Annotated in this window: 22 protein-coding genes, 1 tRNA gene and 1 riboswitch; of the genes, 16 read left to right on the plus strand and 7 right to left on the minus strand. The window is 66.1% G+C overall.

The genetic code is table 11. The features are described 5' to 3' along the window. The first annotated feature begins 420 nt into the window (after nucleotides 1-420). On the plus strand, nucleotides 421-1,203 hold the full coding sequence (gene xth / locus VCS63_RS22740; protein ID WP_323881067.1) for an exodeoxyribonuclease III: 783 nt from the start codon (nucleotides 421-423) through the stop codon (nucleotides 1,201-1,203). Between the two features lie 67 nt (nucleotides 1,204-1,270). Further along, a tRNA-Ala gene (locus VCS63_RS22745) sits at nucleotides 1,271-1,346 on the plus strand. Nucleotides 1,347-1,551: 205 nt separating this feature from the next. Here VCS63_RS22745 and VCS63_RS22750 read toward each other — a convergent pair. Then, on the minus strand, nucleotides 1,552-2,508 hold the full coding sequence (locus VCS63_RS22750; protein ID WP_149064759.1) for a LysR substrate-binding domain-containing protein: 957 nt from the start codon (nucleotides 2,506-2,508) through the stop codon (nucleotides 1,552-1,554). Between the two features lie 121 nt (nucleotides 2,509-2,629). On the opposite strand from VCS63_RS22750, the gene VCS63_RS22755 reads away from it, so the two are divergent. The 3 genes from VCS63_RS22755 to VCS63_RS22765 are packed head-to-tail and all read left to right on the plus strand — an operon-like array spanning nucleotide 2,630 to nucleotide 6,513. Then, nucleotides 2,630-3,763: an ABC transporter substrate-binding protein gene (locus VCS63_RS22755; RefSeq protein WP_323881068.1), complete on the plus strand. Its 1,134-nt coding sequence runs from the start codon at nucleotides 2,630-2,632 to the stop codon at nucleotides 3,761-3,763. Nucleotides 3,764-3,790: 27 nt separating this feature from the next. Then, complete coding sequence (locus tag VCS63_RS22760) at nucleotides 3,791-5,005, plus strand: thiolase family protein (RefSeq protein WP_323881069.1); 1,215 nt, start codon at nucleotides 3,791-3,793, stop codon at nucleotides 5,003-5,005. Further along, nucleotides 5,002-6,513, plus strand: coding sequence for a class I adenylate-forming enzyme family protein (locus VCS63_RS22765; RefSeq protein WP_323881070.1), 1,512 nt, complete (start codon nucleotides 5,002-5,004; stop codon nucleotides 6,511-6,513). Before VCS63_RS22760 ends, VCS63_RS22765 begins: the two co-directional genes overlap by 4 nt. Before the next feature lie 40 nt (nucleotides 6,514-6,553). Here VCS63_RS22765 and VCS63_RS22770 read toward each other — a convergent pair whose 3' ends face one another. Then, complete coding sequence (locus tag VCS63_RS22770) at nucleotides 6,554-8,005, minus strand: sodium:solute symporter family protein (protein ID WP_323881071.1); 1,452 nt, start codon at nucleotides 8,003-8,005, stop codon at nucleotides 6,554-6,556. Nucleotides 8,006-8,108: 103 nt separating this feature from the next. Further along, nucleotides 8,109-8,215, minus strand: a riboswitch (TPP riboswitch). Nucleotides 8,216-8,388: 173 nt separating this feature from the next. On the opposite strand from VCS63_RS22770, the gene VCS63_RS22775 reads away from it, so the two are divergent. Next, nucleotides 8,389-9,669 (plus strand): LLM class flavin-dependent oxidoreductase, encoded by a 1,281-nt coding sequence (locus VCS63_RS22775; RefSeq protein WP_063642617.1) that lies wholly within the window; start codon nucleotides 8,389-8,391, stop codon nucleotides 9,667-9,669. A 381-nt stretch (nucleotides 9,670-10,050) separates the two neighbouring features. Next, the gene (locus VCS63_RS22780; protein WP_063642618.1) at nucleotides 10,051-11,187 is read left to right on the plus strand and encodes a porin; all 1,137 of its coding nucleotides are present in this window, start codon (nucleotides 10,051-10,053) and stop codon (nucleotides 11,185-11,187) included. A 130-nt stretch (nucleotides 11,188-11,317) separates the two neighbouring features. Here VCS63_RS22780 and VCS63_RS22785 read toward each other — a convergent pair whose 3' ends face one another. The 4 genes from VCS63_RS22785 to VCS63_RS22800 are packed head-to-tail and all read right to left on the minus strand — an operon-like array spanning nucleotide 11,318 to nucleotide 15,108. Next, a complete protein-coding gene (locus VCS63_RS22785; protein WP_164794498.1) occupies nucleotides 11,318-11,503 on the minus strand; it encodes a hypothetical protein in 186 nt (61 codons plus the stop codon). Next, nucleotides 11,503-13,407 carry an esterase/lipase family protein gene (locus tag VCS63_RS22790; protein ID WP_323881072.1) on the minus strand — a complete coding sequence of 635 codons (1,905 nt, stop codon included), beginning with the start codon at nucleotides 13,405-13,407 and terminating at the stop codon, nucleotides 11,503-11,505. The genes VCS63_RS22785 and VCS63_RS22790 overlap by 1 nt, the downstream gene beginning before the upstream one ends. After that, nucleotides 13,404-14,438, minus strand: coding sequence for a DUF4105 domain-containing protein (locus tag VCS63_RS22795; RefSeq protein WP_323881073.1), 1,035 nt, complete (start codon nucleotides 14,436-14,438; stop codon nucleotides 13,404-13,406). Before VCS63_RS22795 ends, VCS63_RS22790 begins: the two co-directional genes overlap by 4 nt. Further along, on the minus strand, nucleotides 14,425-15,108 hold the full coding sequence (locus VCS63_RS22800) for a MarC family NAAT transporter (RefSeq protein WP_042793169.1): 684 nt from the start codon (nucleotides 15,106-15,108) through the stop codon (nucleotides 14,425-14,427). Before VCS63_RS22800 ends, VCS63_RS22795 begins: the two co-directional genes overlap by 14 nt. Nucleotides 15,109-15,250: 142 nt before the next feature. Between VCS63_RS22800 and VCS63_RS22805 the strand changes: the two genes are divergently transcribed. Continuing rightward, nucleotides 15,251-15,889, plus strand: coding sequence for a TetR/AcrR family transcriptional regulator (locus tag VCS63_RS22805; protein WP_042793168.1), 639 nt, complete (start codon nucleotides 15,251-15,253; stop codon nucleotides 15,887-15,889). Here the strand turns inward: VCS63_RS22805 and VCS63_RS22810 are convergent. Further along, nucleotides 15,850-17,103, minus strand: coding sequence for an MFS transporter (locus tag VCS63_RS22810; protein WP_323881074.1), 1,254 nt, complete (start codon nucleotides 17,101-17,103; stop codon nucleotides 15,850-15,852). The genes VCS63_RS22805 and VCS63_RS22810 overlap by 40 nt on opposite strands. Before the next feature lie 105 nt (nucleotides 17,104-17,208). On the opposite strand from VCS63_RS22810, the gene VCS63_RS22815 reads away from it, so the two are divergent. The 8 genes from VCS63_RS22815 (at nucleotide 17,209) to VCS63_RS22850 (ending at nucleotide 25,108) form a co-directional block, all read left to right on the plus strand. After that, nucleotides 17,209-18,171, plus strand: coding sequence for a LysR family transcriptional regulator (locus VCS63_RS22815; protein ID WP_254594464.1), 963 nt, complete (start codon nucleotides 17,209-17,211; stop codon nucleotides 18,169-18,171). 106 nt (nucleotides 18,172-18,277) lie between these two features. Beyond that, nucleotides 18,278-19,081 (plus strand): N-formylglutamate deformylase, encoded by an 804-nt coding sequence (gene hutG, locus VCS63_RS22820; RefSeq protein WP_323881075.1) that lies wholly within the window; start codon nucleotides 18,278-18,280, stop codon nucleotides 19,079-19,081. A gap of 206 nt (nucleotides 19,082-19,287) precedes the next feature. After that, nucleotides 19,288-20,469 (plus strand): ABC transporter substrate-binding protein, encoded by a 1,182-nt coding sequence (locus tag VCS63_RS22825; RefSeq protein ID WP_108912884.1) that lies wholly within the window; start codon nucleotides 19,288-19,290, stop codon nucleotides 20,467-20,469. A 77-nt stretch (nucleotides 20,470-20,546) separates the two neighbouring features. Next, nucleotides 20,547-21,404: a branched-chain amino acid ABC transporter permease gene (locus VCS63_RS22830; protein ID WP_042793164.1), complete on the plus strand. Its 858-nt coding sequence runs from the start codon at nucleotides 20,547-20,549 to the stop codon at nucleotides 21,402-21,404. Further along, a complete protein-coding gene (locus VCS63_RS22835; RefSeq protein ID WP_253637318.1) occupies nucleotides 21,401-22,417 on the plus strand; it encodes a branched-chain amino acid ABC transporter permease in 1,017 nt (338 codons plus the stop codon). Before VCS63_RS22830 ends, VCS63_RS22835 begins: the two co-directional genes overlap by 4 nt. Further along, on the plus strand, nucleotides 22,414-23,169 hold the full coding sequence (locus tag VCS63_RS22840) for an ABC transporter ATP-binding protein (RefSeq protein ID WP_323881076.1): 756 nt from the start codon (nucleotides 22,414-22,416) through the stop codon (nucleotides 23,167-23,169). Before VCS63_RS22835 ends, VCS63_RS22840 begins: the two co-directional genes overlap by 4 nt. Then, on the plus strand, nucleotides 23,166-23,873 hold the full coding sequence (locus VCS63_RS22845; protein ID WP_042793162.1) for an ABC transporter ATP-binding protein: 708 nt from the start codon (nucleotides 23,166-23,168) through the stop codon (nucleotides 23,871-23,873). The genes VCS63_RS22840 and VCS63_RS22845 overlap by 4 nt, the downstream gene beginning before the upstream one ends. Then, on the plus strand, nucleotides 23,870-25,108 hold the full coding sequence (locus tag VCS63_RS22850) for a thiolase family protein (RefSeq protein ID WP_323881077.1): 1,239 nt from the start codon (nucleotides 23,870-23,872) through the stop codon (nucleotides 25,106-25,108). The genes VCS63_RS22845 and VCS63_RS22850 overlap by 4 nt, the downstream gene beginning before the upstream one ends. The last annotated feature ends 22 nt before the right edge of the window (nucleotides 25,109-25,130 follow it).

Genomic DNA, 25,130 nt, shown 5'->3' on the forward strand with positions numbered 1-25,130 from the left:
CAGGCGGGCCGGAGAACCCCGACCCGGATACGAATTCCGGCTATCCCGCGGGCGGAAAGGAGTTGCCCGAAGGAAAGGACGCCTATGGGCGTGACCGCAAGACGCAGGAACAAGCCGGAAAAACGAGACCGGAGGGCAGCCCCCCTGGCCGGCGATCCACCGCGAGCCGATAGTTTGGAACCGGACGCGAACGAGTTCAGGAAACACGCGTAGACAGTCGATGGGTGGCTGGCTCATGGGTGGCTGGCTCGTGGGCGCCGACCTCAAGGCGCAAGGGAGCAAGGCGACACGACCGGGTATCATCTGGCCTTGTCCCTGGCGCCCGCCAACCATGCCCGGACAGGCAGCCAGATCAGTCGCTGACACGGGTTTGGGTAGGCAGCCCACGAGCGCCGCATCAATAACCGGTCTACGCGAAACATGAAATTAGCCACTTGGAACGTGAACTCCCTGAACGTGCGCCTGCCGCAGGTGCTGGACTGGCTGGCCGCCAATCCCGTTGACGTCCTGTGCATCCAGGAACTCAAGCTCACGGATGACAAGTTCCCCGAGGCGGCCTTCACCGAAGCCGGCTACCACGCCGTCTGGGCTGGCCAGAAGACCTATAACGGCGTCGCCATCGTGTCGCGCATGCCTGGCACGTCCATGGCGCGCAACATCCCCGGCTACGAAGACCCGCAACAGCGCGTGCTGGCGCTGACCTTTCCCAGCCCCGAAGGCGATGTCCGCGTCGTCTGCGCCTACTGCCCCAACGGCCAGTCCGTGGGCTCCGACAAGTACGCCTACAAGCTGGACTGGTTCGAAGCCATCCGTGGCTGGCTGGCGGAGGAAATCAAGCAGTACCCCAGACTGGCGGTGCTGGGCGACTACAACGTCGCCCCGGCCGACGAAGACGTGCACAACCCCGAGAAGTGGGAAGGCCAGGTCCTGGTATCCGAACCCGAACGCAAGGCCTTCCGCGCCCTGCTCGACTTAGGGCTGGCCGACTCGTTCCGCCTGTTCGAACAACCCGAAAAGTCCTTCAGCTGGTGGGACTATCGCCAATTCGCCTTCCGCCGCAACGCCGGCCTGCGCATCGACCACGTCCTGTTGTCGCCCCCCCTGGTCAAGCGTTGCGTGGCCTGCGTCATCGACAAAGAGCCCCGCCGCAACGAGCAGCCCTCCGACCACGCCCCGGTCGTCGCCACCCTGGAATTCGCCTGACGTTTTTATTCAACGGCTTATTGCGCGCGCCGGGAATATTCCTGTATAGTTTTGGTCTTGCTTGATTGGGGCGGTAGCTCAGCTGGGAGAGCGTCGCGTTCGCAATGCGAAGGTCGGGAGTTCGATCCTCCTCCGCTCCACCAAAATCCTGGCACGGGATATTCATGCATGGATGTTCTTACATGAATGGATGTTCTTGCATGACGGCCTTCGGACCTGTCCGCCAGACGATTTTGAACAAGCACTGAAGCAGTACCTGCAGAGCCACGGCGGCTCTGGCCGGAAGAAAGCCAACTTGAAGAAGTTGGCTTTTTTTTTCGCCTGAATGCCCTGGCGCGAGCGAAACCGTCAAAGGTTTGCGTCGGTGCGCACCACGGTTGCCGCCTCGCGCAGCGCATTCAGGAACAAGGAGGCGGCGGCTGCCGCGCGCGCATCTCGCCGGGTCATGATGCCCACCGGATGCAGCCGTGCCTGCAATGCCAGCGGCAGGATCGCGAGCTGCCCGTTTTCGGCAAGCGCTCGCGCCACCCGCAACGGGATGGCCGACAGCAGCGAGGTCCGCTGCAGCAAAGACACAATGGTCAAAATGGCGCTGGATTCGATGGCGACCTGCGGAAAGCCCGCTCCTCGCGCCGAAACGGCGGCGGCAACCATGCTGTAGAGGGCGGCATTGCGCGATGGCAGCACCCAGCGGCAACCGTCCAGGGCGGCGCCGCTCAGCCGGCTGCGCGAGGCCAAGGGATGCGCCGGTCCGCAGACGACCGCGGTCGCCTCGTCATACAGGATCTCGCATTGCAGGTCCGCATCCGCGCCCTCCACTCCCAGCCGTCCCACCACGCAATCCAGTTCGCCCGCGCGCAAGGCTGGCAGCAACTGCTTCTCCAAGCCTTCGGACAATTCGATGCGCAACGCCGGGTGGCTTGCCTGCAGGCGCTCCACCGCCAAAGGCACCAGCAGGTGCGCCACCACCGGGAAAATACCGGCCCGCACCTTGCCCGTCGCGCCATTGGCCGCGGCAGCGAGTTCGGCATGGGTCGCATCCAGCTCGTTCAGCAGCAAGCGCGCGCGGTCGATCATCAGCAGGCCCAGCGCCGTCGGCACGACCCCATGATGCGAACGTTCGAACAGGGCCTGCCCGGCCAGCGCCTCGGCTTCGCCCAGCAGCTTGCTCAGCGCCGGCTGGCTGAGGTGCATCGCCTCGGCCGCGCGGTGCAGATTGCCCACCCGCCCCAACTCGTCCAGCAACACCAGATGGCGGATACGCAGGCGTGACCGCAGTTGCTGCAAAGTGGGGATTTCCGACATGGGTTGGATCCGGAAATTGGTTATCGATTGATAAGGAATCGCAATTATCCAGTTATCGCCAACATGCCCATACTAGGGTCATCCCGCTAGCCGGGCCATATCCAGAAAAAGGGGAATAGCCATGTATCGTCGTCTTGCCGCGCTGGCGCTGGCCTGCGCCCTGGCGCCTTGCGCCGCCCTCGCCGACATCCGCATCGGCGTGATCGCCAGCAGCACCGGACCCGGTGCTTCCATGGGCTCGCTCTACCGCAGCACCGTGCCGCTGCTGCCCAAGACGCTGGGCGGCAGAGCCGTGGAATACATTGCCCTGGACGATGCGACCGACCCGTCCTCCGCGGTCAAGACAGCGCGCAAGCTGGTCACCGAGAACAAGGTGGACGCCATCATCGGGCCGAGCAATGTGCCGACCTCGATGGCGGTCACGGAAGTCGCTCGCGAGGCGCGCACCCCGCAATTGTCCCTGGCGCCCATCGTGCTCAGCCCGGACCGCGCCGAATGGATATTCGTGGTGGCGCACGGCATCGACCTGATGGTGGATTCGCTGACCGCCGACATGACCAAGCGGGGCGTGAAGACGGTGGCATACATCGGCTTTTCGGACGCCTGGGGCGACGCCGTGTATCGCGCGCTGCAGGAGTCGGCCGCCAAGCGCGGCATCAAGGTGCTCAGCAATGAACGTTATGCGCGCACCGACAACTCGGTCACGGCCCAGGTGCTGAAAATCGTATCGCTCACTCCGGACGCGGTGCTGGTGGGCGGCTCGGGCACGCCGGGCGCCCTGCCCCATCTGTCGCTGCGCGAGCGCGGCTACCAAGGCGTCCAGTACAACACCCACGGCGTCATCAACAAGGAGTTCCTGAAGCTCGGAGGCAAGGGCGTGGATGGCGTCATCGTGCCCAGCGGCCCGGTGCAAGTGGTTGAACAACTGCCCGCCGACAGCCCGATCAAGCCGGTGGCCGGCCGTTACGCCCAGCAGTACGAATCAACCTACGGCGCCGATTCACGCAACGCTTTCGCGCCCTATACCTACGACGCCTACCTGCTGCTGGACGCCGCCGTCGCCAAGATCCCCGCCGACGTCCCGGCCGGCACTCCAGCCTTCCGCCAGGCATTGCGCGACGCGCTGGAAAGCCTGCAAGGCACGGTGGGCACCCAGGGCATCTACATGATGTCGCCCACCAACCACAACGGCCTGGACGAGCGCGGCGTCGTGCTGATGCAAGCCCGCTCCGGCGCCTGGCAGTTCCTGCCCTGAACCGCCTCTTTTGCAGCAGGAGTCCGCATGACCGGCGTACACATCCCCTACGGCGTGTATTGGAGCACCCCGTTTTCCCGTTGGCAGGGCAGCCTGTCACGTCTGCACAGCCTGCGCTTCGCGGCCTGGACCGCGCGCCGCGAACTGGAACGCCGGGGCATCGCGCCCACGGCGCTGCAAAGCGCGGTGCTGGGCTGCTCGGTGCCGCAACAGGGGTCGTTCTACGGCCTGCCCTGGGTAGCCGGCATGCTCGGCGCGCCCCAACTGGCGGGACCCGTGGTGTCGCAGGCCTGCGCCACTTCCGTGCGGGGCCTGGCGACGGCCGCAGCCGAACTCATGCTCGGCAACGCCGAGACGTCGCTGGTCCTGATGGCGGACCGCGTGTCGAACGGCCCGCAGCTCTACTATCCCGACCCTGCAGGCCCTGGCGGCTCGGGCACGCACGAAAACTGGGTGCTGGACAATTTCTCGCACGACCCGTGGAGCGGCCTGTCCATGCTGCAGACTGGCGAGCGCGTGGCCGAGCGCCATGGCATACCCACGGACGAACAGAATGCGGTCACGCTGCGCCGCTACGAGCAGTATGCGCAGGCCTGTGCCGATGGACTACGGTTCCAGCAGCGCTACATGACGCTGCCCTTCGAAGTGCCCGATGCGCGGTACGCAAAGATCGCGACGGTGATGGAAGGCGATGAGGGCATCCACGCCACCACGGCGGACGGCCTGGCGCGCCTGGCCCCGGTACTGCCTGGCGGCACCATCACCTACGGCGGGCAGACGCATCCGGCAGACGGCAACGCAGGCATGATCCTCGCGACCGCCGAGCGTGCCCGCGAGCTGTCGCGCCGCCCCGAGATTGGCATCGAGATTCTGGCCTTCGGCCAGTCGCGTACCGAAAAGGGCTACATGCCGCAAGCCCCCATCGAAGCCGCCAGCCGCGCGCTGGCGCGCGCCGGCCTGGCGGTCGCGGACTTGCATGCCGTGAAGACACACAATCCCTTCGTGGTCTCGGACATCGCGTTGGCGCGCGCCACAGGGTTCGACGCCATGGCCATGAACAACTATGGCTGCTCGCTGGTGTGGGGCCACCCCCAGAGCCCGACCGGGCTGCGGTCCGTCATCGAACTCATCGAAGAACTGGCCGAACGCGGCGGCGGCCTGGGCCTGTTTACCGGCTGCGCGGCCGGCGACAGCGCCATGGCGGTGGTGCTGCGGGTGGACGCTGCGGGAGGCGCAAAATGAGCAGCGTCAATCTGGAAAATGTGCCGCGCATTCCGGCACTGCTGGCGCGCGCGGCCCGCGACCATCCCGAGCGCACCGCGCTGGTCTGCGGCACGCACCGCGTCGGCTACCGGCGCTATGCGACGCAAACCTGGGCAACGGCCCACCGCCTGCGCGAGACAACGCGCTTGGGCGACCGGGTCGCGACGCTGCTGGGCAATTCCGACCTGGCCTGCGTGATGACGCTGGCGCTGCAATGCGCCGGCAACCAGCACGTCCCTCTCAACCCTCTTTATACGGCCCGCGAACTGGAATTCATCCTGCGGGACGCGCAACCCGCGCTGCTGGTCGCCGACGGCCCTTGCTCTGCCGTGGCCGCCCCGCTGGCGGCGGCGCTGGGCATCCGACTGGTCCTGGAAGATGAGGCCCGCGCGTGGATGAAGCCAGAGCCCGGCATGGCGGACACGCCCGTGGACGACGCCGATGCCCAAGCACCGGCCTTGCTGCAATACACCGGCGGCACGACCGGGCAGCCCAAGGGGGTAATCCTCGGGCGCGACGCCATCGCCACCAATGTGCTGCAGCGGGAGCTGGCCTTGCCCACCCGATACGGCGCCGACAGCGTGCTTTGCGCCATGCCGCTATTCCATTCCTATGGCATGGCCATGGGCCTGTTCCTGGCCGTCAGCGCCGCGGCGACACTGGTGGTGCTGCCGCGCTACCGGCCGGACGATGTCTGCGATGCGATTGAACGCGAGCGCATCACCTTGTTTCCCGGCAGTCCCACCATCTATACCGGCCTGCTTGGGCATGCGCGCTTCGCGCTCACCGACTGGTCCAGCGTGCGTGTCTGCTATTCCGGATCCGCGCCATTGGCCGAAGAGGTGCATCGGCGCTGGGAGGCAGCGGTGGGCGCGCCGATATACGAAGGCTACGGCCAGACCGAAGCGGGCCCCATCCTCACCTACAACGGCCCGGCGGGAACCCGCCACGGCTCCGTGGGCACGCCGGTCGCATGCACCGAGGTGCAGGTGGTCGATCTGGAATCGGGCACGATGGTGCTGCCACCCGGCCAGCGCGGCGAAATCCGCGCGCGCGGACCGCAGATCATGCAGGGTTACCTGGCCAGGCCCGACGCCACTGCCGAAGCCCTGCGCGACGGTTGGTTGTACACGGGCGACATCGGCGAATTCGCGGAGGACGGCTTCCTGTACATCCGCGACCGCAAGAAGGACCTGGTGATTTCCGGCGGCTACAACATATACCCGCGCGAAATCGACGAGGTGCTGTACCTGCATCCGGACGTGGCCGAAGCGGCGGCGGTGGGCTGGCCGGACAGCTATCGCGGCGAGGTCATCCGCGCCTTCGTGGTCCTGCGGCCGGGCGCGGCCGTTGACGAACCCGGCCTGATCGCGCACTGCCAAGCCAACCTGGCCCGTTACAAAGTGCCGGCGGTCATCAGCATTCTCGACGCCCTGCCCTATACCGGCGCCAACAAGGTCGACAAGAAAGCGCTGCGCGCCGCCTAGCGTTTCCGCGGCCGGCGCCCTCAGCCGGGGCGCCAGCCCCTCAAACCGGATCCTGGTCCAGCCTGCGCACTGCCGCGCTCAAGGTCGAGAAATCGAATTCCTTGCGCCCACGCAGCAGGCAGCGCATCAGCACCGTCGTAATGACGGGCACCACCGCGGCCAGCAGGAAGGACTCCAGCAGGAACGAGGGCTTATCGCCCGGCGCCGGGAAGAAGAACAGGCCGGCCGCGAGGCCGGAGATCGTGGCAACGGTGGCGGTCAGGCCGTCGTGCTTGCGGCTGAACAGGCCGTAGAACACCGGGAACGCGGCGGCGGAGCAGAGCAGATCGGCCAGCAGGAACAGGTACAGCACGCTGTAGCCCTGCGAGGCCACGATCATGACCGGAATCGCCATCAGCAGCACCAGCCAGCGCGCCAGACGCTTCATGGTCATGGACTTGGCGTTGGGCATCAGGCGCCGCAGATCGACCGCGATAATGCTGGAAACCGCGCTGATCGCCGTGTCGGCCGTGCTCATGACCAGCGACAGCCCCAACGGAATCAGCGCGATCACGAACCATGCGGGCGCATGCGGCATGATGACGCTGAACAGCGCGATGGAACTGTCGCCCTGGGGCGCGAGGCCGACGAAAGCCAGGCCGAACAGCCCCATCAGGAAAATGAACGGCGCAACCAGCACTCCGCCCAGCAGAAAACCGTTGCGCATGGACCGGGCGTCGCGCGCGGCGTAGATGCGCTGCCAGTTGCCCTGGTGGAACACGCCGGTCAACAGAATGGCAACGAAAAAGGTCAGGCCGGCCTTGATGCCCACCGGATCGGTCAGGTCCAGCAACTGCGGCGCCTTGGCCTGCAGGGCCTCGATGGTGGGCATGGCTCCGCCCGCGGCCTGCCAGCCGACCAAGCACAGAATCACCAACAGCGGCACGATGACCATCATCTGCACCTGGTCCGTGAAGATCGACGAGCGCAGCCCGCCGTAGGTGGTGTAGAGCAAGGTGGTGCCCATCACGATGGCGGCGGTGGCCCACAGCGGCACGGGCGCCAGCATGGTGACCAGCTTGGCAATCGCCGTGACTTCGGCCGACAGCGCGATGAAGAGATAAAACAGCATGATGAACAGCGCCAGCCCGTACATGGGACGGCCGTAGCGCGCCATCAGGAACTCCGTCAGGGTGTGCCCATGCGGGATCAGTTCGCGCATGCGCCGCCCCAGGGGAATCATGACCAGGCGCGGCGACATCGATCCCAGCGCGTAGCCGATCACTGCCGCCAGCCCTCCCCAGGTCGCCGCCTGCGCGGGCGAGAACAGGATCCAGGCGCCCAGCGTCGAGGCCATCAGCGTCAGGATGGTGCCAAAGGCGCCCTGGCTGTTGCGGGCGACGATGTAGTCCTCCAGCGTGCCGCGCTTGCGCCGCGTATACAGCACGCTGGCCAAGGCGAAGCCCCCCGAGAACAGCAGCAGCCACATCAGGGCGGTTGATTGGGTCAACATGGAATCGGTCCTCCCGCTGCCGGCTGGCAGCCGGACGCGCAACGCCGCGGCCCACGCGTGGCGCGCAAGCCGCAAAATGAATGAAAGTCTAGGGAGGGCGCGCGGACTGCGCGATGTCCTTCCCTTCGCCGGCATTACCCGGATCAGGTTCAAAGGGTTACCGCGATGACGCGGAATCTCAGCCCTTGCAGGGCTCCCCCAGGAATTGCCGCAAGATTAGGAGAGCGGCACGGCAATGTCAACGCGCGCGGCACGGACGCCGGCGTCGGCTTTTGTGCTAAGTTCGCCCGCGAGCGGCGTCCGTTTGCCTGTGCGCCGCTGGAATCGTAGAGCCCGACCATGTCTATCGCGTCTTTCACCGCCTCCGCCCGCACCGAACCGCCATGCTGCATCTGAACCTGTTCATCTTCGGCTGCGGCCACCATCGCGCCGCCTGGCGCCACCCCGATTCCGCCGCCGAACGGCTGGGCGACATTGCCTACTACGAAGAACTGGCGCGCACCGCCGAGCGCGGGAAGCTGGACGCCATCTTCTTCGCCGACGGGCAATCGGTCGACAACATCGGCGACGGCCCGCGCTGGTACCTGGAACCCTTGACCGCCATGGCCGCGATCGCGCGCGCCACGTCCCGCATCGGCTTGATCAGCACGGTTTCCAGCACCTTCTTCACACCCTTTCACGCGGCGCGCATGGTGGCTTCGCTGGACCACATCTCGGGCGGGCGCATGGGCTGGAATGTGGTCACCTCCATGTTCGACGCTGAAGCGCGCAACCACGGCTACGAGTCCATGCCCGGGCACGACTGGCGCTACGCGCGCGCCGAAGAATTTGTCGACGTCGCGCTCAAGCTGTTCGACTCCTGGGAAAAAGACGCCTTGGCCATCGACCGCTCGGGAGACTACGGCGTGCCTGCGCGCGTGCACAAGATCGCGCACCACGGCGAACACTTTCTGGTCGACGGCCCCCTGACGGTGCCGCGTCCGCCGCAGGGCCGCCCGGTGCTGTTCCAGGCAGGCGCGTCGGACCAGGGCCGAGACCTCGCCGCGAGGCGCGCCGAGGCGATCTACGCAGTCGCCTACGACCTGCCCGCGGCGCAGGCCTATTACCGCGACATCAAGCGCCGCGTACAGGCCGCCGGCCGCGAGGATTTCGTGCCCATCATGCCGGGCCTGGTCACCTACGTGGGTTCGACCGAGGCCGAAGCCCGGGCCAAGCAGCGCGAACTGGACGTCCTGCTGCCCAGCGACGCGTCGCTACGCCAGCTGGGCATGTTCGTGCTTCAGGACTGCTCCGCCTGGGAACTGGACGCGCCCGTGCCCGTCCTGCCGCCCCTGTCCGAGTTCACCGGCCCCAAGGGCCGCTATGCCACCATCCTGCGCATCATCGAAACCGAAAAGCCCACAGTACGCCAGCTGCTTGGCCGGCTTGCGGCCGGTGGAGGTCATTGCACCATGGTGGGGACGCCCGAACAGATCGCGGACAAGATGGAACACTGGTACCGGAACGAAGGCGCCGACGGCTTCAACCTGATGCCGCCATCGCTTCCCGGCGGCATCGACGATTTCGTCGAACACGTCATCCCCGTGCTGCAGCGCCGGGGCCTGTTCCGGACCGAATATCAACATCGGACATTGCGCGGGCACCTGGGCTTGGACGGCGGGTGAAAGCGGCGTAGGCAAGCCGCTGCGGCGTTACAGATGCAGCGCCACAATTTATCCAAATGTACGGAATTGGCCACCAACATTTTCTTCATACATATCAAGGGAAACTGCGGTGGCGCGGGCCGGATAAAAAAAAGAAAACGCTCTCAACGTTGTACACAAGCAATGAATCGCAGGTTTTATTTTGTGTATTCCGTAACAAAATAAACGCCGTTAAGTCTTTCGTCAGAGAGCCGATAATTTAATTCGACCCCAATATCCATATCCCGAACCATTATGTAGTTTTCAGTTTCATTTCACCCCGCTCACATGCCTAAGGTTACGTCTGGGCTGTCTTCATCGGTACAGAAGGCAGGCGATTCAAGCCATAGAACGGGATTTATTATGAAACTAACAAGAACTTTGCTTGCTGGCGCCATTCTGGCTGGCATGGCTGGCACCGCGTACGCAGAAACCTCGGTGACGCTTTATGGCGTGGTCGACCTGGGCATGACCTACCAGCGCGGCAAGGTCGGCACCACCGATTCCAACCGCGGCCTGTATGGCGGCGACTATCAGTCCCGCATCGGCATGAACGACGGCATCCAGAATGGCTCGCGTTGGGGCCTGCGCGGCGTTGAAGATCTGGGCGACGGCCTGTCGGCCGTCTTCACGTTGGAAAGCGGCTTTACGGCCAACAACGGCAACCGCTCGCAAGGAGGCCGCATGTTCGGCCGCCAGGCAACCGTCGGCCTGAGCCACACCGAATGGGGTCTGCTGGAATTGGGCCGCCAGACCAACATCGCGTCCAAGTACTTCCGCAACATCGATCCGTTCTCGCTGGACTACCTGAACGCCAACATGGGCATGGCCTTCAGCGCGGCCAACACCGTCCGCTATGACAACATGGTCATGTACCAGACCCCGAACTGGAACGGCTTCCAGGGCGGCGTGGGCTACTCGTTCTCGACCGACGACGTCGAAGGCCCCACCGGCTTCAAGACCAAGGAAAACAACCGCGCATGGACGGCCGGTGTGAAGTACGACAACGGCCCCCTGAACGTGGCCCTGACGTATGACGTGCAGTACCGCAAGCCGAACCAGCCTCAGCCGCAGCAGTTCATCATCGGCGGCGCGTACGACTTCGAAGTGATCAAGCTGGCGCTGGCCTACGGCCGTTCCGAGGACGGCGTGTTCGCCGGCCAGGACTTCGCCCTGATGGGCGGCCGCCAGCAATCCGGCGGCGTCGCCCGCGGCCTGGGCTACACCAACGACCGCTTCACCTGGGACGGCCTGCGCATCAACTCGTACATGGTCGGCCTGAGCGCTCCGATCGGCGGCGCAAGCAACGTGTTCGCCTCGTGGCAACGTGCCGACCCCAACAAGAACCTGTACGCGATGGACGTGTACAGCCTGGGCTACACGTACGATCTGTCCAAGCGGACCAACCTGTACGCCTTGGCGTCCTACGCTGATGGCGCCGCCTTCATCAAGGGCGACAAGATGAGCACGGTGGGCTTCGGCATCCGCCATCGCTTCTAAGCAGGTCATGGACTGCCCCAACTGAGCAGAGTCGGGGCGTCTCCTCTTTTGGCCATCCGTGCATCGGGTGGCTTTTTTTTTGGCCGCTTCCAGCTTGGGGCTATCTGCCCTTGCCTGCCCGCCTGGCGCGCTATCCGGGCAAGGATGCGGGGTCGCGACGCTCGGCCCGCGCCGCGGCACGGCCACGGGACGCGGACCGCTTTCTGGAGCGCTCCGTCACGAACCAGTCGTAGAGGATGACGCCGGGATGGCGCAGCAGCGCCGCCCCCAATGCGCAAATGCCGATAGCCGCCAGGCCAATTGCGATCCAGTGCATCAGCGCCCCCCCTGCTCGAGCTGCAAGCGCAGGATGCGCCTGAGTTCCAGGATGGCTTGCGGCGTCTCTTGCACGCTGTGCGAGAAACTGATGATCTTCTCGGATTCGGCGCCGTCCAGGTGCGCGCTGCGATACGGGACGAGGCCGTCGTCGGAATCTTCCAGCGCCACGCCAGGCGTGTTGTTCGCAATGATGCTGTGGTAACGCACCGCCGGCGAAATCGGCATGGTCGCGGTCAATCTCACGAATCGGTCCTTTTCGCTCAGGTTGTCCACGCCGTTGGGCACCCGGATCGAGGATTCGGGCCGGGGCGGCCCATCGGTGTCGGCCAACCGGTTGAGCTTGGCGAACTGCCTGACCACCGTGGCAGGCAGCGTGATCAAGTTGGACAGCCAGCGCGACAAAGTGTTCTCGGCAAAAGGCGTGCCCCGGTGCGGAGCCGCGATGAACACCGCCCGCGTAATGCCGGGAAAGGCATCGAAGCTCAGCACCGGATCGAACTCGGCGTGCGCCTGGGCGAGCCGCGCTTCGTCGAGATTGGCATGGTCGCGCAGCGCGTCCCACAGCACGGTGCCGGACGAGGACACCAGCAGCCGGCTCAACACGCCGCCCATGCTGTGCCCGATGACCACCATGTCGCGCGACGCCTGCGCCGCGCCCGTGGGATCGAAATGTTCGAGCGTCTGGCTCAGCGCGTCGCGGATGGCCCGGTTGTTCAGCGCCAGGGGCGTATTGGTGGGGTAATAGACCTGCCAGATCTGATAGTGCTGGCGCAGGGTTTCGTCGCCCAGCACCTCATTGGCGACGTTGATCCACGCCTCGGGACTGCTCGCCAGACCGTGCAGCATGATGATGGTGCGGCGGTCCGGATCGTAGGGCTGCAACAGGTAGACGTGCGGCGCCTCGATGCCCTCTTCCTTGCCCAGCACGTTGCGCAACGCCTGCGTGGCGAAGCCCGACCGTGCCAGCCACAGCCCGTAGCCGGAGGTGAAGTTGGCGGCCAGGGGCACCGTCGTGCCAGCCAATGCCACCGTATCCCGCTTATAAGGGTCGTAGGCAGCGAGGGTCGCTTCGCGCGTGGCCATGACCTGTTCCAGCGTGGCGCCGGGAAAGCCCATGATGACCGTCACCGCGGGAAATGGCGTTTCGCTATAGGGCGTCTTGAAGGTGTCGGCATCGTTCACGCGGCGCGCCGTCACCGCCACCAGCTCGGCGCCGAAACCGTCGCGCCGGTACATGCTGCGCAGGCCCTGAAACGTCAGGGTAGACGCCGGCACCAGCTCGTGCGGGAACTGCTTGCCGCCAGGCAGCTTGACGTCCGACATCTCGCCCAGCACCTGCCACGGCCCCGCCGCCATCCTGGCTCCAGGCGCCGGCGGGCGGCCGCGATGCTGCTCGAACAGGCGAGTGACGGCCTGCTGCACCGCATAGTTGTAGTAATCCCGCACCTGGGTCTGGCGATCCTCGAAGGCGCGGTCGCTGGGGGAACGCGGCGTGAAAAACAGATAGGCATAGGCGGCCCGCGCCGTCTGCAGATAGGCATCCAGCAACTGGTCCTGCTCGTCCTGACTGGCGGGACGCTGCTTTTCCGTCGCCAGCGCCTCCATCAGCCAGACCTCGGACAAGGTGGCCAGGCGCCGTTCGCTGTCCAGGCCCTCCATGGTGGCCAGCGAGCGGGTGCACGCGTCTCGGTCCTTGCGGCAGTCCTGCGCGTTCAAGCCCAGCACGGCCATGGACTCGCGCGCGGAGGCGCTAAGCCGCCCGGTGGTGAGCACGTCGCCGCGGCGCTGGGCAATGTAGTCCTGCGTGCTGACGGAAGACACTTTGACGCCCGCGCAGCCCGCGCACACGGCAAGTCCCAGGATCGCGCAGGCTTTTGCGCCCGCTTGCCAGAGGCCGTTCATGGCGGGGTTCCCGCCGACTCCGGCAAGCGGATGGCCCGCGAAAACACAACCGGATCCGACCCGGGCAAGGCGGGCTTGCCGACATAGGCCTGCTCACGCAGCGTGGAAAGAGGCTTGCTGGTGTCCAGCCCGCCATGCTCGTAGAGATACTCTGGCAAATAGCCGGACAGGAGAATGCGGTAGTCCATGGGCAGGCCCGGCACGATCGCGCGCACCATGCGGTAGACCAGCGTCGTGCAATTGGCGGTTACCGTGTGATAGAAGCGCGGCTCGTCGGCCAGTTCATTCGCGGTGCGCACATAGGACAAGAACAATTCGCGCATGGCAGGCACGGGCATGTCGACGGCGTAGCGGTACACGCGCTCGTCGCGCGGTCCGGCTCGCACGTAAAGTATGTCGCGCTCCTGCGCCGCGATCACGCTCAGCTCGAACTGCTTGAAGAAGCCGCCGATCTCGGAAAACTGCTCGCCGCGCTCCTTGCGGATCTCGACCGAGAACACAACCTGGCGGCCGTCCGTGAAGCCAAATGAGACCAGCGTATGGGCGATGGCCGGGCTGCCCCAGTACGACAGCACCATGTCCACCGTGGCCAGCTCGTTAAGGTTGTACTGCTGGACTTCCCAGCGGGGCGTGTAGCGCGTGTCCGTATCGGCCTGCCAATCGAAATTGCGCACGCTGTCCAACGTGACGATGGACCCGGATATGCTACCGCGCAGCGTGCGCGCCACGTCGTCCGCCCAGATACGGTCATTGGACGGCGCCAGGGTCTGCCACCAAATACACAGCGCGGCCATGCCGATCAGCCAGGTCCCGATGGCGCGCCGGGTACGCCCGCGCCACAGCACCACGGCCGAATATAAGCACAGCGCGGCCCAGGCCAGTGCGGCCGCCCCTTGGAGGAACGCTCCGCCCGGCACGCGATAGGCCAACGCCAGGCAGCCCCACGCCGCGGGCAGGATGAGCAGCAGGCTTAACGCGATGCGCCAGGCGATCGTCCGCCAGCCGCGCCGGGCAGGATTACATGCCGCCATGCTGCTGCACGATTTCCAGGACGCCGTTGATCACGAACTGCACCGCCATGCAGACCAGCAGAAAGCCCATGATGCGGGAGATGGCCTCCACCCCGCCCTGGCCGATCACGGCCACGATGCGCCCGGCCGAGCGCAGACATATCCAGAACAGCAGACCCAGCAGGGAAAACACCACGATGGGCGTCACCGCGAGCACCCACGGGGAATAGGCCTGCGTCACCGAGGCGTCAAGCGTGGCCGCGCCGCTGATGATCATGGCAATCGTGCCCGGCCCCGCCGTACCCGGCATCGCCAGTGGCACGAAAGCGATGTTGGGCGTCTGCCGATTGGCCTGCGCGTCCGCCACGTCGGCTTCGGCGGCGGTTGACGGCGCGGAGGGAAACACCATGCTGAAGCCGATGCTGGCCACGATCAGCCCACCGGCAATGCGCAGCCCCGGAATCGAAATGCCGAAGGTGTGCATGATCCAGGCGCCGGCATAGTAGGTCACCACCATGATGCCGACGACATAGAAGGCCGCCTGCTTGACCTGGCGCTCGCGCTCTTTGTAGGGGATCTGCTGGCCCAGCGACAGCAGCAAGGTCATGGAGGTCAGCGGATTGGCCAGCGGCAGCATCAAGGCCAGCCCCAGGCTGACCAGCTTTCCCAATTGAACCAGGTCGTCAGTCATAGCGAATTGCGCGGTGTGCGGCGCGGCGCGTCACGGCGGCTCGGATGATGTAGCAATGGTGTAATGTACTATACATTACACAATTTCAGCCAGAATCATGGCCGGGCGAAACGCCAGGGCCATGCCGCGACAAGGGGGCGAAATGAACTCGATTCAAAACGATACGGCGCCGCGCGCGCTGACCAGCCGGGGCGAAGCGCGCCGGGAACGGCTGCTGGAAGCCGCCACGCAATCCTTGCTGGAGCACGGCTACGCGCAGACGTCCATCCAGCGCATCGTGCGCCAGGCGGGCGGCTCGGCGGCCACCGCCTATCAGTTGTTCGGCAGCAAGGAAGGCTTGCTCGTCGCCGTGCTCGAACACGAACTGAACAGCATGCGCGCAGCCGTGTTTCCGCCGGCCTTGCTGGATCAGCCCGTCGGCCCGGCCCTGCATGAACTGGCGCGACGGCTGCTGAGCTATGCGCTGCAGCCCAAATCGGTCGCGCTGTACCGCTTGATCGTCTCGGAATCGCATCGCCTGCCACAACTGGCCGAATCATTGCGGCTGGCGGTAGCCATGCAACTCCACGCGCCGCTGGAGCAATGCCTGAAGCAGGCCTGCGAACGCGGCGAACTCCGCATCGACGATCCGCGGCTGGCCGCGCGCACCCTGGGCAACCTGATCAATGGCATTGCCTCGCACGCGCGCTTGACAGGCGGCCGGGCCGAGGGCCCGGACGACGAAGACCTGGCCACCTGCCGCTATGGCGTGGATACGCTGTTGCGCGCTTTCCGGGCGTAGGAGCGACGCAATTCGCCCCACCCCTGGCGCGCCAGCAGCGTCGCCGGCCACAGCATGCAGGCCGCCGCCAACCACAGGTTGGCCCGCAGTCCCAGAGCGTCCACGCTGGGCACGCCCAGCAGCGAACCCGCGGCAATCCCCAGGTTGAACACCGCGACGAAAAGCGAGGTTGCGGCTTCCACGGCATCCGGCGCCGCCTTCATCATCCAGGTCTGCAACGAAACGGACACGGCGCCATACGCCAGCCCCCACAGCAGCAGCAAGACCGCGGCCGCCGGGCGCAATTGCCCCAGCCCGCTCAGCAATAGCAGGATCGACAGCAAGCTGGCAGCGATCACGAGCAAGGTCGCCGCGGGGCGCCGGGCGGCTGCGGCGCCGCCCAGGAAATTGCCGGCCACGCCCGCTGCGCCGTAGGCAAAGAGCAGCGGTCCGATCCAGCCCTCTCCGAAGGCCGCATGGATTTGCAGCAGCGGACGGACGAAGGTATAGGCCATGAAATGGCCGGCAACCAGGAACAGTGTGATGAGCAGGCCGCGCCTCAGGCCCGGATTGGCCAGTTGCGACGCCAGTTGGCGTGGCTGCAGCGAGCGCGCTGCGGGCAAGGCCGGCAGACCCAGCAGATTCAGCAACAGCACCGCGGCGCACAACGCGGCCATGGCGCCGAAAGCCGCGCGCCAGCCGGCCAGTCCGCCAAGGAAGGCGCCCAGCGGAACCCCCAGTACCGACGCCACCGCGACGCCGCCGAAAATGATGGACGTGGCCAGTCCCACGGCGCTCGGGCCGACCAGCCTGCTCGCCAGCCCGCCCGCGATCGCCCAGACGCCGCCGATGCAAAAGCCCACCAACACCCGAGCCGCCAGGAACCACGGCATGCTGGGGGCCCACGCGCTGGCTGCGTTGGCGCAGACCAATAGCGCCAGCAAACCGCAGAGAATGACGCGGCGGTCGGCCCCTTTGGCGCCCAGGACCACAAGCGGGGCGCATAGCGCCGCCAGAATCGCGGGCACAAACAGCATGAAACCGCCCATCCCCACCGACACCTCGAGCGCGCCAGTGATGGGAACGAACAGCCCCACCGGCAGCATTTCGGTCGTGACCACGCAGAAAGTCGCCATGCCGACGGCAATGACGCCAAGCCACGCGCGCCAGGCCGCCGGCTGGTTGCTGGAAGAGTCAGGGATGGCGCTTTCTGGCGCTGGGCAACTGCGGGTCATTGTGTAGGGTCCTGATAAGGGCTCATGCCGAGCCGACCCCTAGGCAGTCTACTGTTTCCAATTCGCTGATAAAGTAGGACATTCAATAAACAATAGGGACGAATCGTGCGCAATTCACCCTCTCCGATGGCCCGCTTGGACCATATCGGCGACCTGCTCGCCTTCGTGCGCGTGGCCGACACCCAGAGCTTTACCGCCGCGGCCGAAAAGCTGGGCCTGTCGCGCTCGGCGATAGGCAAGTGCATCGCGCGCCTGGAGCAAGGCCTGGGCGCGCGGCTGCTCCATCGCAGTACCCGCAGCGTCAGCCTGAGCGATGAGGGCCGTGTTTTCTATGACCATGCGCAACGCATCCTGTCCGAGGTGGACAACGCCACCGACGCAATGGCCAGCCGCAAGCTGGCGCCGCGGGGACGGTTGCGCATCGACCTGCCCGTTTCGCTGGGACGGCTGTACATCATGCCGCTGTTGCGCGACTACCTGCGCGAATGGCCCGAGGTCGAGGCGGACGTCAGCTTCTCGGACGACTATATCGACCTGGTGCGCGACGGCGTGGATGTCGCCATCCGCATCGGCGGCGAAACCGATAGCCGGCTGGTGCGAAAAGTGCTGGCGCCGCACCGCCTGATCACGTGCGCCTCGCCTGGCTACCTTGAGCGCCATGGCGCTCCCGCCAGCCCGGACGATCTGGCCGGCCACCAGACCATGGCCTACACCCACGCTGGCGCGCTGGTGCCGTGGCGCTTTGCGGTCAACGGTCAGGAACGCGGCGTCCACGTCGCCGGACGCCTGCGCCTGGGCAATACCGAGGCCCTGCGCGACGCCGCGCTGGCGGGCGAAGGCATCGCCCAACTGGGCGCTTTTCTGGTCGGCGAAGACTTGCGCGCAGGCAGGCTCGCACCGGTGCTGGAATCGGCGGCGCCTCCCGGAGCGCCGGTCTGTGCGGTCTATCCGCACCGGCGCCACCTGGCGCCCAAGGTGCGCGTGCTGATCGACAGCCTCGCGAGCGCCTGGAGCCGCGGCGCGCCCTGGGCCGTCGACGCACCGCGGCGGCCATGGACAGGCGCCTGATCCACTATGATTGCCGGCATTGCCCCGCAAGGCGCAATACCGGATACCCAGGGACGCTGCCAGGCACGCCCTTGCCTGCGCCCCGCCATTTCCCCCGGAGTTTTACTTGAGCGACATCTATCAATTCAGCCGCGGCACGGCCCCGCTGCTGATCTCCATCCCCCATCTGGGCAGCATGATCCCCGATTCGCAACGCGCGCAGATGACGCCGCTGGGCCTGCAATCGGGCGACACCGACTGGCACCTGGACACGTTGTACAAGTTCGCCGAGACGCTCGGCGCTTCCGTCATCGGGGCGCGCTATTCGCGCTACGTGGTGGACCTGAATCGCCCGCCCAACGATGAAAGCCTGTATCCCGGCCAGACCAAAACCGGCCTGTGTCCCACCCACACCTTCCGTGGCGACCCCCTCTACCGCAACGAGGCCGTCCTGACCGACGCCGAACGCGAACACCGGCTGCAGGCCTACTGGAAGCCCTACCACGCAAAGTTGTGCGAGGAAATCGACCGCATCAAGGCCGAGCACGGAACCGTGCTTCTGTGGGAAGCGCACTCGATTGCGAGCGTGCTGCCGCGCCTGTTCGAGGGCAAGTTGCCCGACCTGAACATCGGCACCGCCGACGGCGCGGCCTGCGCGCCAGACATCCTGGCGGCCGTCGAAAGCCGGTTGTCCGGCAATGCCGCCTACACCTGGGCCGTGAACGGCCGCTTCAAGGGCGGCTATATCACGCGCCACTACGGCAATCCGGCAGACAACGTGCACGCCATCCAGCTGGAAATGTGCCAGTCCACCTACATGGACGAGACACATCCCTACGCCTACCGCCCCGAACTGGCCGGCCGCGTCATCCCGCTGGTCGAAAGCATGGTCGAGTCCGCCCTGAATCAGACCCAGGCGCGCCAGCGCTGACCGCCAACCGCAAGGCGCCGTGCGCGCCTCGGCCAGCCGTCCCTTTCCGAAAACCGCCCCAGGCGCCCGCGTGGCCCTGGGGCGGTTTTCTTTGCTGGCCGCCCCGGGTATACCCCAATTTTTCACATCACAGTCTCAAACGTAGTATCTCAACAGCGCTACGTAAAACATTACGAGCCATAATGAAAAATACGTGGAGACAAATAATGAAGACATGGAGACCCGCCGCCTACGGCGCGCTGGCGTTGTGCGCCCTGTTCACGACAGGCGCGCGCGCCGCCGATCCCGACACGTTCAAGATCGGCGGCGTGGTGTCGCTGTCGGGTACTTACGGCATCTTTGGCGAAGACATGCGCAAGGGCGTCACCATCGCCATCGAACAGCGCGGCGGCAAAGTGCTGGGCAAGCCCATCCAGGTCACCTGGGAAGACGATGAGACCAAGCCGCAGCCAGCGGTGCAGAAAACCACCCGCCTGATCTCGGACGGGTCGCAGATGATCTTCGGCGCGGTCAGCTCGGCCAGCACGCTGGCCATCATGAACATTGCCAAGCAGCGCAAGATCCCCCATCTGGTCACCATGTCGGCCGACGACAAGATCACGGTGCCTGGCGGTTCGCGCTACACCTTCCGCACCTCCAACACGCTAGGCATGGAGCAGCGCATGGCGCTGGCCTACTCCAAGGAGCAGAAACTCAAGCGGGTCTACGGCGTGACGGCCGACTACCAGGCCACGCGCGACAGCTGGGACTGGTACCGCCGCGAAGCCGAGAAGGCCGGCATCGAGATCGTGGGCGCGGACTTCCCGCCGCTGGGCAATCGCGACTATTCATCCATCGCCGACAAGATCGCGCGTTCCAATGCCGATGGCGTGGCGCTGTTCATGACGGGTTCGGACGCGGTCACGATGGTCAAGCAGGCCGGCCAGATAGAACTGGGCAAGACGCGCAAGATCTTCGGCCCGGTCATCGCCGACGAGACCATGGCCGCCGGCGTCGGGCCCACCGCGGTCGGCGTGCAATCGGGCGTGAGATATCACTTCACGGTCGAAAACGAAGCCAACAAGGCCTTCGTCGCGGCGTTCCGCAAGAAGTACAACGAGTTCCCCTCGGCCGCCGCGGGCGAAGCCTATGACGGCATGAGCTGGTGGCTGGACGTGGTGGACCAGACCGGCACCTGGGACAAGGAAAAGTGGGTCGAGGCATTTGCGGCCAGCGTGCGAGACAACTCCGTGGAAGGCAAGAAAAGCATGCGCGCCTGCGACCACCAGGCGATGCAGAACGGCCTGTGGGGCGTGGTCGATACGGGCAAGCCGCCGCAACCGGCCTACGTCATGGACATCGTCAAGGTGTTTCCGCCGGAACAGGTATTCGAACCCTGCGCGGGCTGAGCCGGTCGCGCCATGTCCTCGCCGGTCCAGCGGACCGGCGCCCCCGGCGCGCTCGCGCCGCCTGACGGATTTCTGCCATGTCCACCGTGATCATCGGCCTGAGCCTGGGAATGCTGCTGTTCCTGCTGGCATCCGGCCTTACGCTAATCTTCGGCATGCTGGGCGTCATCAACTTCGCCCATGGCGCCCTGTACATGCTGGGCGCCTACCTGGCCTTCGACATCCAGTTGCGCACAGGTTCATTCATCGCCGGCCTGATCGTCGCAACGGCGGGCGTCGGGCTCGCCGGCCTGGCCATCGAACGGCTGGCGCTGCGGCCGCTGTACAGCCGCCCGCATTTCTACCAGCTGATCCTGACTTTCGGCTTCATCCTGGTCATCAGCGAAGCCGTGAAGTTCGTCTGGGGCCTGGGGTATCAGGAAACGCCGATGCCGGCGCTGCTGTCGGGCACGGTCGACCTGGCCGGCAGCACCATTCCCGTCTATCGCCTGTTCGTCATCGCCTTCGGCCTGCTGGTATCGGCCGCGCTGTTTTTCGTGCTGGAGAAAAGCACCTTCGGCATGCTGGTGCGCGCCGCCAGCAGCGACGGCGAAATGGTGCGCATCCTGGGGCTGCCCGCCGCCACCATCCGCAGCGCCGTATTCGGCGTGGGCGCGGCGCTGGCCGGACTGGCGGGCGCCATCTCCGCCCCGCTGTTCCCCATTGAGCTGGGCATGGCCACCAACACCATCATCGACTGCTTCATCGTCGTGATCCTGGGCGGGCTGGGCAATATACGCGGCGTGGTCGCCGCATCGCTGCTGATCGGCATGGTCCGCGCGGTGGGCTACACCTTCATGCCCAGCTGGGTGGACATCCTGACGTTCGCCATGCTGATCGCCACCCTGCTCACCCGTCCCCAAGGACTGTTCTCCCGTCAAGCGAGGCTGGCATGACGACTTCCCGCCAAGATGCCGCCATGGCGGCCGGCGTGGCCGCCGCGGTGATCGCGGTGCCCTTCTGCACGCAAAACGATTTCCTGTTGAACCTGAGCATCCTGATCATGGTGTGGTCGATATTCGCCGTGGGCTTCGACCTGGTGTTCGGGCTGCTGGGCATGGTGTCCTTCGGTCATGCGGCCTTCCTCGGCACGGGCGGCTATGCGCTGGCGCTGGCCACGCAGCGCTACGGCCTGTCGTTCGAGGCCGGCCTGGCGCTCGCTATCCTGGCCGGTGCGGCCTGCGCCTGGATCTTCAGCGTTTTCGCGCTGCGGGTCTCGGGAATCTTTTTCGCGCTGGTCACGCTGGCGCTTTCGCAGCTCATGTACATCCTGGCCGACAGCAAGCTGCGTGAATGGACCGGCGGCGCGGACGGCCTGCCCGGCATCGGCCGGCCGGAACTCGCCGGCATCGACTTCTTCGACACCGTGAACTTCTATTGGTATGTCGCCGCCGTGTTTGCACTGGTGATGGCGCTGATGGCCATGCTGCGCGCATCGCCCTTCGGCCGCGCGGTGGCAGGCGTGCGCCAGAACGAAATCCGGGCGGCCCAACTGGGCTACAACGTGCAACGCCTCAAGCAGATTACCTTCCTGGTGTCCGGCGCCGTCGGCGGCCTGGCGGGCGGGCTGCTGGCCGCGGTGCTGATGTACATGAACCCCCAGATGTTGCACTGGACCACGTCCGGCGACGTCATCATCATGACCTTGCTGGGCGGCGCCGGCACGCTATGGGGGCCGGTGGCGGGTGTACTGCTGTTTGAAGCCCTGAAGGAATGGCTCAGCGGCTGGACGCCCTATTGGTACGGCATCCTGGGGCTGGTCTTCATCCTGGCCACGCTGTATTTCCCGCAAGGAGTACTGGGCGCCCTGCAGGCCCGCTGGAATCGCAAGCGTCCCGCGGTGCCCGCGCCTGCCAGTCCGCCCACGCCCGGCGTGCCGCTGACCCCGCGCGAAGGGAGCCCCTCATGAGCAACGTCGCCCTGCAGTGCGAACAGGTCAGCGTGAACTTCGGCGCGCTGCGCGCCATCGAGGACTTCAGCTACGCCTTCGAGACTGGCCGCGTCTACGGCCTGATCGGCCCCAACGGCGCGGGCAAGACAACCCTGCTCAACGTGCTGTCCGGCAACCTTCCCGGCCACGGAGGGCGCATCCGGTGCCACGGCACCGACATCTCGCGCCTGCGTGCCTATGAACGCGCCAGGCACGGCATCGGCCGCAGCTTCCAGATCACCAAGATCTTCCCCGAGATGACGGTGCTGGAGAACCTGCGCATCGCCGCGCAGATCAGCCACTCTCACCTGCTGCCCTTCTGGCTTGCGCCGCGCTATGACCGCCGCCTGGCATCCACCATCGACGCCATGCTCGAACTGACCGATCTGGCAGCTTGGCGCGACACCGTGGCGGGTACTTTGTCGTATGGCTTGCAACGCGCACTGGAACTGGGCCTGACCCTGCTGCCGAACCCGCGCATCCTGCTGCTGGACGAGCCCCTGGCCGGCGTCGGCCACCACGAAATCGCCGCCGCCACCCGCCTCATCCGGCATGCCGCCACCGGCCGGACGGTGCTGCTCATAGAACACAACATGGACGTGATCATGACGCTATCGGAACACATCGTGGTGCTGTCCAACGGCCGCAAGGTGGCCGAGGGGCCGCCGGCCGCGATCCGCGACGACGCCACCGTGCGCGCGGTCTACCTGGGCGAAGAGGTGGCGGCATGATCGAACTGCAGCATGCCAGCGTCCATTACGGCCAGGCGCTGGCGCTCAAGAACATCGGCCTGCGCGCCGCCCAGGACGAAATCGTCGCCATCGTGGGGCGCAATGGCGCAGGCAAGTCCACCGTGCTCAAGACGCTGATCGGGCTGTTGCCCCTGTCCTCGGGCAGCCGCCTGCTTGCGGGCCAGGACGCCACGCGCCGGGCAGTCGAACAGATCAGCCGCGGCGGCATCGCGCTGGTGCCCGACACACGCCGCATCTTCCCCAACCTGACCGTGCGGGAAAACCTGCGCATGGGCGCGCTCGCGCACCAACCAGGCTACTGGACGCAGGAGCGGGTGCTGCAAGTCTTCCCGCGGCTGGGCGAACGCATCGGTTTTCATGGCGACCAATTGTCCGGCGGCGAACAGCAGATGCTGTCGATCGCGCGCGCCCTGCTCGGCAATCCGCGCGTCCTGCTGCTGGACGAGCCGACGGAGGGCCTCGCGCCGCGCATCGTCAACGAACTGATCGAGGTATTCGCAGAGGTCCACCGTCAGGGCACCGGCATCGTGCTGGTCGAACAAAACCTCAAGGTGCCGGCGCGGCTGGCGCACCGCCAGTACGTGCTGGACCACGGCGAAATCGCCTGGAGCGGATCGGCCGCGGACGTCGAGGCCGACCGCCACATCATCGAATCCATCCTCACCACGGGCATCCAAGCATGAGCAACGACACCACCTACATCGCGGGCGTGGGCATCACCCGCTTCGATAAACAGCCGTCCAGGAGCGTCAAGGATCTGGTCAGCGATGCGGTCACCCAGGCATTGGCCGATGCGGGCTGCGATGCCGCCGACCTGCAGGCGGCCTACTTCGCCACCGCCGGCCAGGGTTCCATCGAGGGCCAATACATGGTGGCAGGCCAAGTGGCGCTCAAGGCCATGGGCATCGTCGGCATACCCGTCATCAACGTGGAAAACGCCTGCGCCAGCTCCAGCACCGCGCTGAACGCCGCGCACCTGTACGTGGCCTCGGGCGCGGGCGACATCTGCCTGGCCGTCGGCGTGGACAAGCTGTATTCCGAAGACAAGGCCAAGAGCTTCGCCGTGTTCGACGGCGCCTGGGACGTGCATGACGCGCCGGCGCAGATGTCCCGCCTGCTGGCGCTGGCGCCCGACGTGACGCCGCCGCCCGGGTTCGAGGAGCCGGGCAAGCGCAGCGTGTTCATGGACATCTACGCGAGCCTGGCGCGGCTGCACATGAAGACCTTCGGCACCACTCAGCGCCAGCTTGCCGCGGTGGCCGCAAAGAACCACATGCATTCCACCCGCAACCCGCTGGCCCAGTTCCAGTACCCGATGACGATCGAAGAGGCCCTTGCCGCGCGGCCCGTGTCCTGGCCGCTGACGCTGCCCATGTGCGCCCCCATCAGCGACGGCGCCGCGGCCGCCATCGTCTGCAACGCCCAGGGCTTGAAACGCCTGCAGCGCGCCCGCGCCGTGCGCCTGCATGCGAGCGTGCTGCGCACCGCCACCGATCGCCCGGCTGACCGCTACGACCTGCACCTGTGCCACCTGGCCGCGCTCGAAGCGTACGAACACGCCGGCGTCGGCCCGCAGGACATGTCGCTGGCGGAAGTCCATGACGCTACCGCGTTCGCCGAAATCCAGCAGACGGAGGCCTTGGGCTTCTGCGCATTCGGCGAAGGCGGGCCGATGGCCGAATCCGGCGCCACCAGCCTGGGCGGCCGCATTCCCATCAACGTGTCGGGGGGCCTGCTGTCGCGCGGGCACCCCATTGGCGCAACCGGCCTGGCGCAAGTCCATGAAATGGTGATCCAGCTGCGCGGCGAGGCCGGCGCCCGCCAGGTCGAAGGCGCGCGCTTCGCCATCGCCGAAAACGGCGGCGGCTTCAATGGCGTGGAAGAGGCGGTGACGTGCATCACCCTGCTTGGCCGCTGACCCGCGTTCCCCATCAATCCAG

The organism is Achromobacter sp. D10 (assembly GCF_035282245.1).
Classification (GTDB): domain Bacteria; phylum Pseudomonadota; class Gammaproteobacteria; order Burkholderiales; family Burkholderiaceae_B; genus Achromobacter; species Achromobacter insolitus.